Genomic DNA, 14,605 nt, shown 5'->3' on the forward strand with positions numbered 1-14,605 from the left:
GTGGCACCTTCTTTTTCTATGATATAGCAAAATCATATCAAGAAATTAAGAAAATTCATATGTTTATGATTAAAATTTACAAAGAAATAAAAATCAAGAAAAAAACTCCTGACTGGGCAAAGTCAGGAGTGTATGGGCAAAATATTGGGGGTTAATTGAAAATGATCTACTAGAGGGGGAACTCTTTAATTGAGAATCATTTTCAATAACTATTATAACTTATTGAGAACGATTGTCAATTACTTTATGCAAAATTGTTTGAGATAAAAGAATACAAATAATACCACCTACAATTCCGGCAATGATATCTGTCGGATAATGTACACCTAGATACACTCTACTTGAAGAAATCATGATAATCGTAAACACACATAGACCTATCAGATATGGTTTTAACTTACTATCACTTCTACTAAAAAGATATGCCAGGCTTCCAAAAAATGCGGTTGAACCCATCGCATGACCACTCGGAAAGCTAAATCCAGTAATATCGATTAAGCGTAGTAATGTTGGTCGTTCTCTATCGAAAATGTTCTTTAATAAAGGATTGAGTGTTCCTGATAAAATCATAGATAGTGCAAAGAACAATGCTTCTATCTTTAATTTTTTCAGCATAAGATATGCAACTACTAGTAAACTTAATGCTATCATTGCCCAGACTTCACCAACTTTAGTAAATCCGAGCATGATAGAAGTTGTAATAAAACTTTCAGAAGAATATATAAATTCATACACTTCATTATCAATCCACTTACCTACCCTTGATTCATGGAAAAAAGCTATTACGCCAAAAATAAAACTAAAGATTAATATTAAGGTAATTCTTCTCGCTCTCGACATGGTATCTCTCCTACTTTGCATCTAATATAATTTTATCTAAAAGAGTTTCAGCTGTATATATTACCTGTTCAGCATGCATTTTATTTTTCATGTCCGCATACTTTGCTTCAACGTTTTCAATCGTTTCAATCAAGGTCTGGCTCGTTAAATCAGACTCTTCAATGACTTCAGCAAAACCTTTATCTTTAAAGATTTTAGCATTCTCAATTTGGTCTCCGCGGCTTTGATCTAAACCAAGTGGAATTAATATCATCGGTTTCTGCAAGGCTAAAAATTCAAATAACGCATTAGCACCAGCACGGGAAATCATAATATCCGTAATCTTATAAAGATGCATTAATTCTTCAGATACAAATTCTCTTTGGTAATAGCCGCTTTTTTTGATAGATATATCTAAATTACCACGACCAACTAAGTGAATAATTTGATATTTTTTTAATAAAACATCGAGATTATCTCTAACTGTCTGATTTATTAATTTAGATCCAAGAGATCCACCCATAATCATAATCACTTTTTTTTCACGATTGAATTGTGTAATTTGATAAGCATTTAACGCTTCACCGGAAAATAAATCATCACGAATAATACTACCCACGTAATCTGACTTTTCTTTTGGGACATATTTCAAAGTTTCTTCAAAGGTTGTATAAAGTTTATTTGCAAATCTTAACGCTAATTTATTTGCAAGACCAGGTGTTACATCAGATTCATGGATGATTGTTTTGATATTAAGCATTTTTGCAGCAATCGTAACAGGAACAGCAACAAATCCACCTTTTGAAAATACGATATCCGGTTTTTCTCTCTTTAAAACACTTAAAGCATCTAGTACACCTTTTTGAACTTTAAATAAATCCTTAATATTTTCTGCAGAGATATATCTACGTAATTTACCACTCGAGATGCCATAATATTTAACGTTTGGAAATCGTTTTGTAATTTCATCTTTTTCTATACCATTTTTAGAACCGATATAAATACACTCTATATTGTGCGCTTCTGCTTTAGGAATTAGAGCCATATTAACAGCGACATGTCCAATTGTCCCCCCACCAGTAAATGCAATTTTCATTCTTTTCACTCCATTATTTTGATTTTGCTTCTTTTATTGCTGTTTTTAACTGTGTATCATCTGACTGAACTTTTTTCATTAATAATTCAGTAAACTTTTCAGTTGTTTTTCCACTGAATTGACCATTGATCTTCAAATCTTTGTCTGTCTGAAATTCTATTATTGCCTGTTCAGTCTTGCTATCAAATACATTATCTATTTTACCAGGATTATATCCTAATGCTTTTAAACCTAACTCTAATGATTTAATATTATTCCCTTTTTCACCAACACTCAGTACAGTATCTGGATCTAATATTTGTGCGTTCGTATATGCAGGTAATTTCGCTTCAACATCAGGTACTATCCCTTTTTTATGAATCCAGTTTTCTTGTGGTGTTAACCACTTCGTTTTTGTATACTTCAACATCGATTTATCTTTATAAGGCGTTGCTGTCTGAACGATACCTTTTCCGAATGATTTCGTTCCAACAATTTCTGCCTTGTTATTTTCACGCAGGGCTTCAGCAAACACTTCTGAAGCACTCGCCGATCCTTCATTAAGTATTATTACAGTGTTCAAATCATTCGTAATTGGATTAGCAGGATTTTTCGTTGTCAGATTCTTTTTATCGCCTTGTCTATTTTCTGTATATAAAATGGTATCTCCTTTATCCAGAAACTCGTTCGCCATCTTAGTAGCTTCATCTAGATATCCACCTGGATTATTACGCAAATCAATAACTAAACGTTTCATCCCTTTTTCATCCATAATTTTCAGCGCATTATGAAACTCTGTTGAAGTTTTTTCCTGGAATTTTGTCACCGTAATAATAGCGGTCTTATCTTTTGTAATTTTTGAAGTAACGCTATCCATATGGATTCGATCACGTGTTATCGTTACTTTAAATGGTTCCAGCGACCCACGTTTAATTGTTAAAACGACATCTGTTCCTTTTTTACCTCTTATTTTATTTACAACTTGCTGTGTATTCCATCCTTCAATGGTCTTACTATTAATTGCTATGATGATATCATTTGGTTTAATACCAGCCTTATATGCCGGTGCACCTTTGATTGGACTTGAAATTAAGATTTTACCATCTTTTTGTTCTACTTCTGCTCCGATACCTTGAAAATCACCTTGCATCGATTCAGAAAATTCACTTTGTTCTTTCGCTGTCATATATTCACTATAAGGATCTTTTAATCCACTTACCATCCCTTTAATAGCAGCATCGACAAGTTCTTCTTTTTTTACATCTTTATAATAATCCTTATTTAAAGTATCATAAACATGATAAAGTTTTACAAATTCACTACGTTTCGGTGAATCATCTGTAATGATTTTTTCATTGCCACTTAAGATTGAAAATGCAGTAATAGCCGCAGTAATAATGATGGTCGACACAATCATCATTATAAATTTAAAAGGGGAGATTTCGTAATTTCTTTTTATTTTCTTGTCATTTTCTTCATTTGATTGATCAAATTCATTTTTGTTATGGTTCAACATATTTCACATCCAATTAATTTAAGTTTATTTCAATAGTATATAAAAAAACAAAAAATAAAGCACGTATCAAATGATACATGCTAAAAATTTAACCATTCCTGATATGCTTCATACATTTTATCAAATGTAGAAAGTGACATTTCAGAAGAACCATATTCTTCTATATATGTTGATAAATTTTCAAAATCTAGATTTTCTTTAGGGAACATTAAATCGTTGAACACAGCTTCTGCAAAAATCCCGAATTCATTTTTTGCACCGCGCTCAGTTAATGCATAATGATAAAAAGAAATTTGCTTCATTATTTTACTTCAACTGATAAAACAGTTGTTTCACCACAAGCAAGTATTCCACTATTTAAAGTATCCAACTGATCAATCACATCAGAATTTGTTATGATAACCGGTGAAATAATAGAAGAAGCCTTTTCCTGAATTAAATTAATATCAAAATCTAATAAAGCATCGCCTACTTTTACTTTATCGCCGGCACTTACCAATGCATCAAATCCTTCTCCGTTCATCGCTACCGTTTCTAATCCAACATGAATTAGAACTTCCAGGCCATTGTTTGCTTTAATACCGATTGCATGTTTTGTCGGAAATACATTTACGATTTCACCATCAATTGGTGATACGACTTTTCCTTCTGAAGGTTCAATACCAAATCCTTCACCCATCATCTTTTGGGCAAATACTGGATCTGGAATTTCTTCTATTGCCACATACTTCCCTGTAATAGGAGCTTTTATTTCTATTTGTTTTGAAGCCTGTTCACCTTTACCAAACATTTTTTTGAACATAATAATTCCTCCATTAATACAAATTTATTTTGATAATTATGTTTATCATACCCAATAAATATTAATCTAATACTTTTATATACTCAGAATAACCTAATGCTTCTAATTTCTCGTATGGAATAAATTGAATACTTGCTGAATTAATACAGTATCTTAATCCACCTTTATCTTTTGGACCATCGTTAAATACATGACCAAGATGAATATCACTAAGTTCAGTTCTGACTTCTGTTCTTGTCATACCATAAGACTTATCAACTAATTCAATAATTTCATCGTCACTAATTGCTTTTGAAAAAGATGGCCATCCACAAGAAGAATCAAATTTATCGTTAGAAGTAAATAACGGTTTACCACTCACCTTATCAACGTATATACCTTTTTCAAAATGATTCCAGTATTCATTTTCAAATGGTGGTTCTGTTCCATTTTGTTTTGTAACGTAATATTCCATTTCATTTAATTCATTAATTTCTTTTTTAAGCATCCTGTTCCCCCCAGTGTGATTTAATAAATCCATTTCTTCCAGAACCCTCACTATAAGCTGCATAATGAGAGGGTGCTTTTTTATAATAATCCTGATGATATGCTTCAGCAGGATAAAAATTTTTATAAGGGATAATTGGTGTCGATACCGGTTTTTTAAATACTTTAGCGTCATTTAACTTTTTAATCACTGACTCTGCAGTTTGTTGTTGTTCTTCATTATGAGTGAATATTGCAGGTGTATAACTTTCACCTCTATCAAAGAATTGTCCTTCATTATCAGTAGGATCAAAAGTTTTAAAGTATATATCCAGAATTTCCTGGTAACTTATAATATTTTCATCATAAGAAATTTGAACTGCCTCACGGTGACCGGTAGTATTTGTACAAACCGCTTCGTAAGTAGGATTTTCAACGTGTCCACCGCTATAACCACTAACTACTGATAAGATACCATCAAACTGGTGAAATGGTTTAACCATACACCAAAAGCATCCACCTGCTAAAGTTGCTAATTTCATTTAATCACTCCTTTATTTTTAAATCGAAGTGCCACGCTTTCTCATCATCAATTTTTTTCAGTAAAATTTTTGTATCGCCAATTTCTTGTATACCTAGAGTATAGATGAAACGCTTATTTTCTTCATCCAATGTTACTTCTTCAGGTAAATTACCATATTTATCAACGATACGCAAAGCTTTTTGTTTTGATAAAGGAAGACGGCCGATGTCTATATGCTCTATATTTAAAGCAATAACCCCAGGTGCAATGACCTTTGGTGTTGTTTTTATTTTAGTATGCACGTCTAAAGTCATAAATTTCGATTTAGCATCAATCCAAATATAGTGATCTTTAAATTTGATATTTGTATTTTTATCATTCATTGTAATAAAATGCTTAATTGTATTTTCTGATAAAATCATCGTATCCTTTGAATCCATCTCAAATGTAGGTACAGATTTCATTTGTAAAGGTTCAGAAAATATTTGTCTTGCCCAAAATATTGAATAAATATTAATGCACAATAATAAAATAAATAAAACAAACCAAACCGGGTGTTTTATCACTTTAGTCATTATATCCAAAAACCGACAATCCTATTGCACCTGGACCTGTATGCGTTGACACAATTGGTGTTGTTGTATTAATGGAAATTTTCTCGTCTGTGTATTGTTCAATAGAAGCTTTAATTTTCTCTAATAGATCCATTGCATCCGCTTGTGAAATACCAATACGTAAATATTTATAGTCATCAGCCATTTTTGCTACTTCTTTCGTCAATAATTTAACGACTGCATTTTGCGTGCGGGCATTTTGTATCACTTGTATTTCTCCATCAATAACTTCAGCTACCGGTTTTAAATTCATCAATCCACCTATAAATCCTTTTCCACGAGAGATACGTCCGCCTTTTCTTAAGTAATCAAGTTGACTGATTACCAAAAATAAGCGAGATTGATGCTTCATCGTATCAATAGCAGCTACAATTTCATCCATTGATTTATGTTTGATAATAAGTTCGGCCACATTTTGAATGATAAATCCATATGATTGTGCAATAAACCCACTATCTACAACAGTCACTTTACCATTCACCATACCTGCAGCTGTTTGTGCACTTCCTACAGTACCACTTAATCGATGCGTCATATGCAGACTTAATATTTCATAACCTTCGTCTATATATTTTTCATATATTTCAGCAAACTTTCCTGTAGGCGGCTGACTTGTTTTAGGAATATCTTTTAAAGTAACGAGTTGTTTCAAGTATTCCTCAGATGTAATTTCTTCCTGATCTATATATGTCTTGCCATCCATCACAATATTTAAAGGTACCTGCACAATACCATGGTCATCTAAATATTGTTGAGGTAAATCATGTGTTGAATCCACTATCAATTTTATTTTACTCATTTTATCCCTCGATATCTGTTGTTATTTTATTACTGATTCTATACGCTCATGTACAAGATTGGCAACTTCCTGTAAAGAATAACGATCGAATATTTCTGGTTCAATTGCATCTAATATCGTGACATCCACTTGACCAGGTACAATTTTTTTACTATTATATTTTTCCATCAGTTCAGATGTACCCTTTATAGCAATAGGAACAATCGGCACACCTGCACTTTTAGCGAGTTTAAAAGAACCTGCTTTAAACTCAGCCATGCCATTACCCTTACTACGCGTACCTTCAGGAAAGATCATAATACTATGTCCCGCTTTTAATGATGCGACACCGTCTCGAATCATTTGAATTGATGAACGGCGATCCGTTCTATCTAGATAGATACAATTTAATAAATCCATCCATTTATGTAGAAACGGTATTTTCTTTACTTCCACCTTTGATACGAAACCGAATGGTTTATTAATCGCGTAAATTAGCACAGGTATATCAAAATTACCTTCATGGTTTGAAATAAATAATACACCATTTTCGGGATAATTTTGGTCGCCGTGAACATTAACCTTCACACCGGCTGTTCTTAATATTTTACTGGCCCATCTTTTCGGATATTGATTTGTTACTAAGTCTTGTTCAGCGACAGTATCAAATTGGGTTAATGATTGTTTAACACCATTTAATTTCGGTGTAACAAAAGCTGCATACCCAATGATAGTCCCTACAGTTCTTATTAATCTAATCATTTCTCTTTCCTCACTAAATGCATAAAATGATGAGGTACAATATTCTTTTCATCTAGTGCACCTTCTTCAATCGATTCTACTGTAAAATCCTCGAAAGTATATTCCGGAAAAAAAGCATCCCCTGGATATTTATTCTCGATTACAGTAATGTACATATCTTCAACCATATCGATTGTTTGTTCATATAAATTTTGTCCGCCAAAAATATATACATGACCTTCTAATGCATTGATTTCTTCCAGTGAATGAATAACATCTGCATCATTAGGTTTAAATGATTCATCACGCGTAATGACTACATTACGTCGATTTGGTAAAGCTTTACCTAATGATTCATAAGTCTTTCTACCCATTACAATAGTGTTCCCAGTTGTTAATGCTTTTACGCGTTTCAAATCATTCGGCAAATGCCATGGCATTTTATTTTCAAAGCCAATAACTCTATTTTGATCGTGACAAACAATAATTGATAACATAATGATTCTCCTTATACTGCAATAGGTGCTTTTATCGCTGGATGTGCTTGATAATTGATTACTTCTAAATCTTCATATTCAATGTCGAAGATTGATTTATCGGTATTAATATTTAATGTAGGTGGTTCAAAAGACTCTCTTGATAGCTGTTCATTTACTGCATCGATATGATTTGAGTAGATATGGGCATCACCAAATGTGTGCACAAACTCACCAACTTCAAGATTGCATTCTTTAGCTATTAGGTGTGTTAATAAACTATAACTAGCGATATTGAAAGGCACACCTAAGAATATATCTGCACTTCGTTGATATAACTGACATGATAATTTATTATCCTGAACATAGAACTGAAACATAGTATGACATGGTGGTAACGCCATCGTGTCTATCTCTCCTGGATTCCAGGCAGAGATAATATGGCGTCTACTCGTTGGATTATGTTTGATTCCTTCAATTACTTCCATAAGCTGGTCAGTCGAACCATTTTTCGTTTCGAAATTACGCCACTGTTTACCGTAAACATTACCTAAATCTCCATATTTTTTACTAAAAGCATCATCGTTTAAAATTTTATCTTTAAAAATTTTAAGTTGTTTTTTATATTCTTCATTAAAATTTTCATCTACAAGTGCGCGATGTCCGAAGTTCGTCATGTCCGGACCATTATAATCAGCGCTTTCAATCCATTTTAAGAATGCCCATTCATTCCATATGTTATTGTTATATTCCAGTAGATACTTGATATTTGTATCACCTCTCATAAACCAGATAAGCTCCGTTGCGATAAGCTTAAAAGAAACTTTTTTTGTTGTTAACAAAGGAAATCCTTTTGATAAATCAAAGCGCATCTGATGACCAAATACAGAAAGCGTTCCTGTGTTTGTACGATCATCTTTATTTTTACCAGTTTCTAAAACTCTTCTACACAAATCGTGATAAGCTTGATCGAATGAATTCATCAAGTCACCTCTTTCTATTTTTACTTATATACTTTATAATACATTTATATAACAATTAATTAAAGAATTAGATATTAGAGATTTACATTCTAGGGGTGAAATATATGGGCGCAGATATGATGGTCGTTTCAGGTTTATTCTTATTATTATGCTATATGATCAGCATGTGTATAACTGAATAATTTATACATCATAAAAAGGCTTCGAATTTACGAAGCCTTTTTATTGTGCAATGATTCATATATAACGATAACCATAATGTGTCTTCGTTTGTTTTCTAACATTCATGATAAACTTAAAATCACGAATTAAACTGGATTTGTAATGCGCACGCAATATAAGTTTCCCTCTGAAATGCTCAAATATCGTATTTAATAGCTTACGATCACTTTCAATATCATGGTTCACTACATTAACTAAAGAAGCAATGTTAGACGTCACAACAGTTTCTTCATACATTGGATCTAAATAGATGATTTGTGACTGATTCAGAATACCGATATGATTTACAACGCTACCATAAATAAAATGTATGCGAGATGTTTCTAGTTTATTTTTCTCTAGCACATTGAAATAAAAATGTACGCCCCATTTTATTGCAAAATGAATATAAAAATTGTCTTCAAATGCATAAAATATGCTGTCTTCCATCGTTAGAGCCATTAATATTAAGTCATTTGCCATACCAGTTGTGGCATCGATGATGATGTCAGTATTGATAGACTCATCATGAATAAGTTCGACGAGAGGAGGTACATGATTGCCGCTAACATAAGCTTTATACTTAACGCGTGTCGTATTTTCATGATAAAAAATCTTATTTTCAACAGAAGTATATAATGCAACACCTGTTTGCTGAATTACCAACACAGGTGTTAAATCATCTTCAAATAAATTTTTAATCGTTAGTTTCCTTCTATCGATTACTTCATAGGTTACTTCTGAATATGAATTTATATCTGAAATAATATCTTCTAAATATTTCAAAATTAAACTATCTGGTTTTACGCATGTTGTAATACGCAGTTTAATTTTAGCAGTGATCATCAAAATATTCTTTAATATCCATACAAATTTCTTCTACAGGTCGCCCTTCAATATGCTCTCTTGGAATAAAACCAACCAATGATTGTCCTTTAAATAATGCCATTGAAGGACTTGACGGAGCTTGCGCTACGTATTCACGCATTTTATCTGTCGCTTCACGGTCCTGACCTGCAAACACAGTTACTAAGTGATTAGGTTTCTTCTCATTTTGTGTAGCTACTGTAACAGCTGCTGGTCGTGCTAACCCTGCTGCACACCCACATACTGAATTAATAACTACAAAAGTTGTTTCATCTTCTTTCACTTGATTAAAATAACCATCAACTGCTTCGCTTGTTTCTAACGATTCAAAACCATGATTGGTTAATTCACTTCTCATTCCATTCGCAAGTGATTTCATATATTCTTCATAAGCATTCATTTCATTCTTCTCCTTTGTTACGGTTAGCAATTTGTTTCCAAACAGAACCAACAGCTGCTTCACCATTTTTAATTCGTTCGTAAGCCATCTGTACTTGAAGTTTGACATCAAATGCAGGGTCTTCTAAATGTTGCTCTAAATAAGTTAAACTACTTTCATCACCTTCGTCAAAGATAAACATCGCTGCACGCCATCTGACAATTGGATGTTTATCATTTAATGCTGCGTGCATTATCGGTAAACTTTCTTTAAATCCAAGATCACTTAAAGTATCTCCTACAGTACGGCGCACAGTTAAATTATTATCGTTCATAGCTTTATGCAATGCGGGTAATACTTTTCTATCTTCTATCATACCTAAAAATACGACAGCAAGACGCCTAATCTGAGGCTTGTCATCTAGTAACACAGCTTCAAAAAATGGCAGATCAGATAAGTCTGGATTCGGATAATGATCTATCTTTCGATAACGCTCCTGCCAATCTTCAATCGTATTATATTCATCCAAAGTAATTTTTTCTAATTTCTTGGATGTATCTATATACTGATTTGCTTTACCTTTTGCAATATATTCTGTCAGAACATCATCAGGAAATTTAGCATCAATTTCTTCTTTAATAGATTGGATGATTTCTTCTGTTTCACCATATCTTATACCGTAATCAATCCATTTACGGAGTAAAATAACATTGTCATCATCATTTTGTGCAGCTAGCATCGCATCGATAAATCTCACATCCAGTTGTTTACGTGATTCTCCATCTTTATCTGTAACTTTTATTTGATAAGGAATACTTTTAAATTCAAGTACTTCAACTTTCTTTTCACCATTATCCACTGTTATTTCTTGCTGAACATCAATCTCTTCTTCAAAAACAGATTTAATTTGTGGTAATACCACTTCCCAATCAGACTTCGGAGTTTTATCAACAGAAATAAAATCCATAACATGAAAAATTGATTTTACATCTTCTATTTGAAGTAATGCATTGATAAATGCGGGATTAGTTTCATGTACTGTTGAATATGTATTACTTTTCATATCCTGTTTTTTATAATTAAGTGTTATTTTTAACGTATTAGGACTTGGTGTTGGTTCAATTTTTATGATTTTCATGATATCTCCTTACTGCAATACATTGCCGAGTTGTTTTATTTCAATACCTACAGAACATTTCTTTATACAATAATGATGTGCGTAGGTTTTACCATACACTTTACGGTGGTAAGACTTAAGTATACATCCTTCACAATAATGATCAGTTAAAGTATCGATTTGTTTTAAAGTAACTTTTTGTTGCAGGTTCATTATCTCACCTCAAAAAATAGTATATCAAAACTGCAAAAAAATTGATGCTCATTTGTTTAGTCAATGATAACTTGCAAATTCAATAGATACACTCTATAATACATAAGTTGAATTTTTATAGAAAGAGGTTTGCTATGAGTAATGAATTATGGGCAGTTGTTGCCTTTTTATTAACGTTTTTTTGTATGGTACTTATGTACCGTTTCTTTGGAAAAGAAGGTTTATTTGTATGGGTTGCGATTGGGACAGTAATTGCCAATATACAAGTAACTAAGTCTGTTGAATTATTTGGTATTACTGCAACTTTAGGGAATGTATTATTTGCGTCTATTTATTTAGCAACAGATATATTAAATGACAGATATGGGCGTAAAGTTGCGAAAAGAGCAGTGTGGTTAGGATTTGCATCAGCTATTATCATGACGATATTAATGTCGATATCTTTACAATTTACACCTACAGAGACAGATATCGCACAAAAAAGCCTGCAGACGTTATTTGGTGTCGTACCTAGAATCGTATTAGGATCAATCATTGCATATATTATCGGACAATATGTAGATGTATACTTATTTAATTTAATCAAAAAATATTTTTCATCAGAGAAAACATTTATTGTACGTGCATATGGAAGTACAATATTTAGTTCAATTGTTGATACTGCATTATTTTCTATAATTGCATTTACCGGTTTAATGCCTAATAATATTGTCTTTGAAATCTTTATAACTACTTATTTATTTAAATTAGCTTCAACGATTTTAAACATTCCTTTCGGTTACTGGGCAAAAAGATATCATAAAACAAATCAATTATAATTGTTTTGCAAGATTTAAAAAATATAGGATTATGAGGTATAAATATGGCTCAAATATTTATTGATGCATCAACAAAGCAGAATCCACTTCATAGCGCATGTGGTATTGTACTCAAACTTGATGATAAGACGATTGAATATGGAGAATATTTAGGTGCTGTTGATAATCATATAGCCGAATGGCAAAGTCTGATAATCGGCATGAAACTAGCTTTAGCTAATGATTGTAAAACATTACTAATAAAAAGTGACGCCAAAATTGTTGTAGATTCTATTGATAAAAATTATGTGAAACAATCACTGTTTAAACCATATTTACAAGAGTATCTTCAGTTGAAACCAAACTTTGATTTAATTATTATCAATTGGATACCAAGACATCAGAATAAACATGCAGATACTATAGCAAGAAGAACTTTGCAGCGATATTTATAATATTGCTCAAAGTTCTTTTTTTAATATCATCTCCATTGTAATCAATACACCATTTTCGTCATTACTAGGTATTTCATACTTTGCGATTGATTTAACTTCTTCATTTCCGTTTGCCATTGCAAATGAATTTTCAGTAAGCTTAAGCATTTCAATATCATTATCACTATCGCCAAAGACATATAAATCATGCATTTTTGCCCCCAATATATTCATCACCTTTTTAATTGCAACAGCTTTATTTATTCCTTTATGAATGATGTCGACACAATTAAAACCACTATCAACTGCAATGCTTGACTGGCATAAAGCATTTAACTGAGCCATCAACTCTGTCACATCACTTTTTATTTCAATTGTGATTTTAGTAATACCATCTATTTCATTCAAATTATTTATAATTAAATCGTTATAATATTGCTGCATTCGATTGATAAATTGTTCTCCAGCAACTTTGTTTACATAAGATTTTTCTAATGTACTAACTACATACGAATAAATATGCATATTATTTAAATACGTTAAAACACGATTAATATCAGTTGTATCAAGAAATTGTGTATCAATTATTTTCTCTTCAAAATCAATGACTGCACCATTAGAACCTATATAGTATATATCTTTTTGCCTAAAAAATGTTTTAAGATGAGAAATAGTATTGCTACTTGCTACTATCAACTTAAATTCATCTTTATATTCTGTATTTAATCTTTCAAAATATTTCATGTCATAAGTATTATTACTATCTAGAAATGTGCCATCCATATCCACTGCAAATACTTTCATAAAATCATCCTTATTCACGTGAAACAATCATTATTTCACTTTATATTGTGTAGATTTTCCTTGACCAACTTTAATAATAAAGTCTTCTTTTTGAAGCTGTACCAATGCCCTTTCAATTGTTTTTCTACTGATATCTGCCAGCATGACCTCTAAATCCTTACGCGCGATTGGCTCGAAGGATCGATTTAAAATATTCAGTACTCTATACTGCGGCGTTATTTTCTCATTTAATATTAATTGGAAATTAAAATCTAGAGCATCGTAAGATTCAATTATTTTATAAAAATAATAATTCATAAAATCATGTATATCTTCAAAAGGAAAATAATCAATATTCTTTTTCTTTAATCTTTTATTACTACCAACAATGTCTTCATAAATCAGTTTATCTATACTTTGATACTGAGTAACTAAAATATTTGATTTATATAATAGCAAATTCAATAATAAACGTGAAAATAAATGCGTATTATTAGAGAAAAGATTAGAATGAATGAATTCAAATACAAATTGAAATATCTCTGTGAGTATATTTGTATTAGGCAGATCTATTACATTATTGTAATGTAAACATAATTGTTTGATAGCATCTTTTTGGGCTACAGTAATATTGGTAATTGTTTCGTCGTCTCCCATAGACATCTCTAAATACATTGCACAAAGTGAATCATAATTGATGTCTATAAATTCATAATCCTCTACAATATATAGCAATGCATCTCTAAATCCACATATCTGCGCTTCAATTTCATTATTAAATGATTTTTTAAACTGTAGTATCTGTAATAACTTTGTATCAGATACAGAATATCCCGATAAAGCGCAACCATATTTCACATTGTGATATAAACTTGAAAATTTAAGTTTCTCTAATGTGGCAGTATTATATTGTAAATAAATAATTTGTTTACCTTTGTACTCATGAATTTTAGTCATTAAATTCACAATATTTGAATTATATTCAACCATACATACACCTCTTTATCAGTCATTTTATATCA

The 14,605-nt window shown here is 31.6% G+C and carries 20 protein-coding genes; 2 read left to right on the plus strand and 18 right to left on the minus strand.

From position 1 onward, the window contains the following. Window positions 1-219 precede the first annotated feature (219 nt). The 16 genes from HT586_RS06785 to HT586_RS06860 all read right to left on the minus strand — a co-directional run bounded on the left by HT586_RS06785 (window position 220) and on the right by HT586_RS06860 (window position 11,569). Window positions 220-840 carry a phosphatase PAP2 family protein gene (locus HT586_RS06785; RefSeq protein ID WP_096076499.1) on the minus strand — a complete coding sequence of 207 codons (621 nt, stop codon included), beginning with the start codon at window positions 838-840 and terminating at the stop codon, window positions 220-222. Between the two features lie 10 nt (window positions 841-850). Next, window positions 851-1,915: an undecaprenyldiphospho-muramoylpentapeptide beta-N-acetylglucosaminyltransferase gene (locus HT586_RS06790; protein ID WP_133353196.1), complete on the minus strand. Its 1,065-nt coding sequence runs from the start codon at window positions 1,913-1,915 to the stop codon at window positions 851-853. 13 nt (window positions 1,916-1,928) lie between these two features. After that, window positions 1,929-3,410 (minus strand): S41 family peptidase, encoded by a 1,482-nt coding sequence (locus tag HT586_RS06795; protein WP_203545465.1) that lies wholly within the window; start codon window positions 3,408-3,410, stop codon window positions 1,929-1,931. Between the two features lie 80 nt (window positions 3,411-3,490). Beyond that, a complete protein-coding gene (locus HT586_RS06800) occupies window positions 3,491-3,712 on the minus strand; it encodes a YozE family protein (RefSeq protein WP_096076496.1) in 222 nt (73 codons plus the stop codon). Beyond that, entirely contained in the window at window positions 3,712-4,212 is a 501-nt protein-coding gene (locus HT586_RS06805; RefSeq protein ID WP_133353198.1) for a PTS sugar transporter subunit IIA, read from the minus strand. Before HT586_RS06805 ends, HT586_RS06800 begins: the two co-directional genes overlap by 1 nt. A 61-nt stretch (window positions 4,213-4,273) precedes the next feature. Then, complete coding sequence (msrB, locus tag HT586_RS06810; protein ID WP_188017367.1) at window positions 4,274-4,699, minus strand: peptide-methionine (R)-S-oxide reductase MsrB; 426 nt, start codon at window positions 4,697-4,699, stop codon at window positions 4,274-4,276. Beyond that, window positions 4,692-5,219: a peptide-methionine (S)-S-oxide reductase MsrA gene (msrA, locus tag HT586_RS06815; protein ID WP_203545466.1), complete on the minus strand. Its 528-nt coding sequence runs from the start codon at window positions 5,217-5,219 to the stop codon at window positions 4,692-4,694. The genes msrB and msrA overlap by 8 nt, the downstream gene beginning before the upstream one ends. Before the next feature lie 4 nt (window positions 5,220-5,223). Next, entirely contained in the window at window positions 5,224-5,775 is a 552-nt protein-coding gene (locus tag HT586_RS06820) for a DUF2140 family protein (RefSeq protein WP_219497430.1), read from the minus strand. Beyond that, the gene (locus HT586_RS06825; RefSeq protein ID WP_111744969.1) at window positions 5,768-6,613 is read right to left on the minus strand and encodes a DegV family protein; all 846 of its coding nucleotides are present in this window, start codon (window positions 6,611-6,613) and stop codon (window positions 5,768-5,770) included. The genes HT586_RS06820 and HT586_RS06825 overlap by 8 nt, the downstream gene beginning before the upstream one ends. Before the next feature lie 21 nt (window positions 6,614-6,634). Next, window positions 6,635-7,354: a lysophospholipid acyltransferase family protein gene (locus tag HT586_RS06830; protein WP_111744968.1), complete on the minus strand. Its 720-nt coding sequence runs from the start codon at window positions 7,352-7,354 to the stop codon at window positions 6,635-6,637. Continuing rightward, a complete protein-coding gene (locus HT586_RS06835) occupies window positions 7,351-7,833 on the minus strand; it encodes a dihydrofolate reductase (protein WP_096076489.1) in 483 nt (160 codons plus the stop codon). The genes HT586_RS06830 and HT586_RS06835 overlap by 4 nt, the downstream gene beginning before the upstream one ends. 8 nt (window positions 7,834-7,841) lie before the next feature. Next, on the minus strand, window positions 7,842-8,795 hold the full coding sequence (locus HT586_RS06840) for a thymidylate synthase (protein WP_111744967.1): 954 nt from the start codon (window positions 8,793-8,795) through the stop codon (window positions 7,842-7,844). A gap of 234 nt (window positions 8,796-9,029) precedes the next feature. Continuing rightward, on the minus strand, window positions 9,030-9,839 hold the full coding sequence (locus HT586_RS06845; protein ID WP_096076487.1) for a class I SAM-dependent methyltransferase: 810 nt from the start codon (window positions 9,837-9,839) through the stop codon (window positions 9,030-9,032). Next, window positions 9,826-10,260, minus strand: a complete 435-nt coding sequence (locus tag HT586_RS06850; protein ID WP_096076486.1) for a BrxA/BrxB family bacilliredoxin — start codon at window positions 10,258-10,260, stop codon at window positions 9,826-9,828. Before HT586_RS06850 ends, HT586_RS06845 begins: the two co-directional genes overlap by 14 nt. 1 nt (window position 10,261) lies before the next feature. Then, window positions 10,262-11,377 (minus strand): conserved virulence factor C family protein, encoded by a 1,116-nt coding sequence (locus tag HT586_RS06855; RefSeq protein WP_203545467.1) that lies wholly within the window; start codon window positions 11,375-11,377, stop codon window positions 10,262-10,264. A gap of 9 nt (window positions 11,378-11,386) precedes the next feature. After that, entirely contained in the window at window positions 11,387-11,569 is a 183-nt protein-coding gene (locus HT586_RS06860; protein WP_096076484.1) for a zinc-finger domain-containing protein, read from the minus strand. 134 nt (window positions 11,570-11,703) lie between these two features. Here HT586_RS06860 and HT586_RS06865 point away from each other — a divergent pair, with 134 nt between their 5' ends. Next, window positions 11,704-12,387, plus strand: a complete 684-nt coding sequence (locus HT586_RS06865; RefSeq protein ID WP_133353204.1) for a queuosine precursor transporter — start codon at window positions 11,704-11,706, stop codon at window positions 12,385-12,387. 44 nt (window positions 12,388-12,431) lie between these two features. Continuing rightward, window positions 12,432-12,821, plus strand: coding sequence for a ribonuclease HI family protein (locus tag HT586_RS06870; RefSeq protein WP_096076482.1), 390 nt, complete (start codon window positions 12,432-12,434; stop codon window positions 12,819-12,821). Between the two features lie 6 nt (window positions 12,822-12,827). On the opposite strand, the gene HT586_RS06875 is transcribed toward HT586_RS06870, so the two are convergent. Together HT586_RS06875 and HT586_RS06880 are read right to left on the minus strand one after the other, a co-directional pair. After that, the gene (locus HT586_RS06875) at window positions 12,828-13,604 is read right to left on the minus strand and encodes an HAD family hydrolase (RefSeq protein WP_203545468.1); all 777 of its coding nucleotides are present in this window, start codon (window positions 13,602-13,604) and stop codon (window positions 12,828-12,830) included. A 30-nt stretch (window positions 13,605-13,634) separates the two neighbouring features. Continuing rightward, a complete protein-coding gene (locus HT586_RS06880; RefSeq protein WP_188017360.1) occupies window positions 13,635-14,573 on the minus strand; it encodes a Fic family protein in 939 nt (312 codons plus the stop codon). Window positions 14,574-14,605: the final 32 nt, after the last annotated feature.

The sequence above is a fragment of the Macrococcoides bohemicum genome (assembly GCF_016865215.1).
GTDB lineage: Bacteria > Bacillota > Bacilli > Staphylococcales > Staphylococcaceae > Macrococcoides > Macrococcoides bohemicum.

What these genes read in the sequence shown, in the direction of transcription:
- HT586_RS06785 (WP_096076499.1), bottom strand. Translation starts at nt 840, where the DNA reads ATGTCGAGAGCGAGAAGAATTACCTTAATATTAATCTTTAGTTTTATT.
- HT586_RS06790 (WP_133353196.1), bottom strand. Translation starts at nt 1,915, where the DNA reads ATGAAAATTGCATTTACTGGTGGGGGGACAATTGGACATGTCGCTGTT.
- HT586_RS06795 (WP_203545465.1), bottom strand. Translation starts at nt 3,410, where the DNA reads ATGTTGAACCATAACAAAAATGAATTTGATCAATCAAATGAAGAAAAT.
- HT586_RS06800 (WP_096076496.1), bottom strand. Translation starts at nt 3,712, where the DNA reads ATGAAGCAAATTTCTTTTTATCATTATGCATTAACTGAGCGCGGTGCA.
- HT586_RS06805 (WP_133353198.1), bottom strand. Translation starts at nt 4,212, where the DNA reads ATGTTCAAAAAAATGTTTGGTAAAGGTGAACAGGCTTCAAAACAAATA.
- msrB (WP_188017367.1), bottom strand. Translation starts at nt 4,699, where the DNA reads ATGCTTAAAAAAGAAATTAATGAATTAAATGAAATGGAATATTACGTT.
- msrA (WP_203545466.1), bottom strand. Translation starts at nt 5,219, where the DNA reads ATGAAATTAGCAACTTTAGCAGGTGGATGCTTTTGGTGTATGGTTAAA.
- HT586_RS06820 (WP_219497430.1), bottom strand. Translation starts at nt 5,775, where the DNA reads ATGACTAAAGTGATAAAACACCCGGTTTGGTTTGTTTTATTTATTTTA.
- HT586_RS06825 (WP_111744969.1), bottom strand. Translation starts at nt 6,613, where the DNA reads ATGAGTAAAATAAAATTGATAGTGGATTCAACACATGATTTACCTCAA.
- HT586_RS06830 (WP_111744968.1), bottom strand. Translation starts at nt 7,354, where the DNA reads ATGATTAGATTAATAAGAACTGTAGGGACTATCATTGGGTATGCAGCT.
- HT586_RS06845 (WP_096076487.1), bottom strand. Translation starts at nt 9,839, where the DNA reads ATGATCACTGCTAAAATTAAACTGCGTATTACAACATGCGTAAAACCA.
- HT586_RS06850 (WP_096076486.1), bottom strand. Translation starts at nt 10,260, where the DNA reads ATGAATGCTTATGAAGAATATATGAAATCACTTGCGAATGGAATGAGA.
- HT586_RS06855 (WP_203545467.1), bottom strand. Translation starts at nt 11,377, where the DNA reads ATGAAAATCATAAAAATTGAACCAACACCAAGTCCTAATACGTTAAAA.
- HT586_RS06860 (WP_096076484.1), bottom strand. Translation starts at nt 11,569, where the DNA reads ATGAACCTGCAACAAAAAGTTACTTTAAAACAAATCGATACTTTAACT.
- HT586_RS06865 (WP_133353204.1), top strand. Translation starts at nt 11,704, where the DNA reads ATGAGTAATGAATTATGGGCAGTTGTTGCCTTTTTATTAACGTTTTTT.
- HT586_RS06870 (WP_096076482.1), top strand. Translation starts at nt 12,432, where the DNA reads ATGGCTCAAATATTTATTGATGCATCAACAAAGCAGAATCCACTTCAT.
- HT586_RS06875 (WP_203545468.1), bottom strand. Translation starts at nt 13,604, where the DNA reads ATGAAAGTATTTGCAGTGGATATGGATGGCACATTTCTAGATAGTAAT.
- HT586_RS06880 (WP_188017360.1), bottom strand. Translation starts at nt 14,573, where the DNA reads ATGGTTGAATATAATTCAAATATTGTGAATTTAATGACTAAAATTCAT.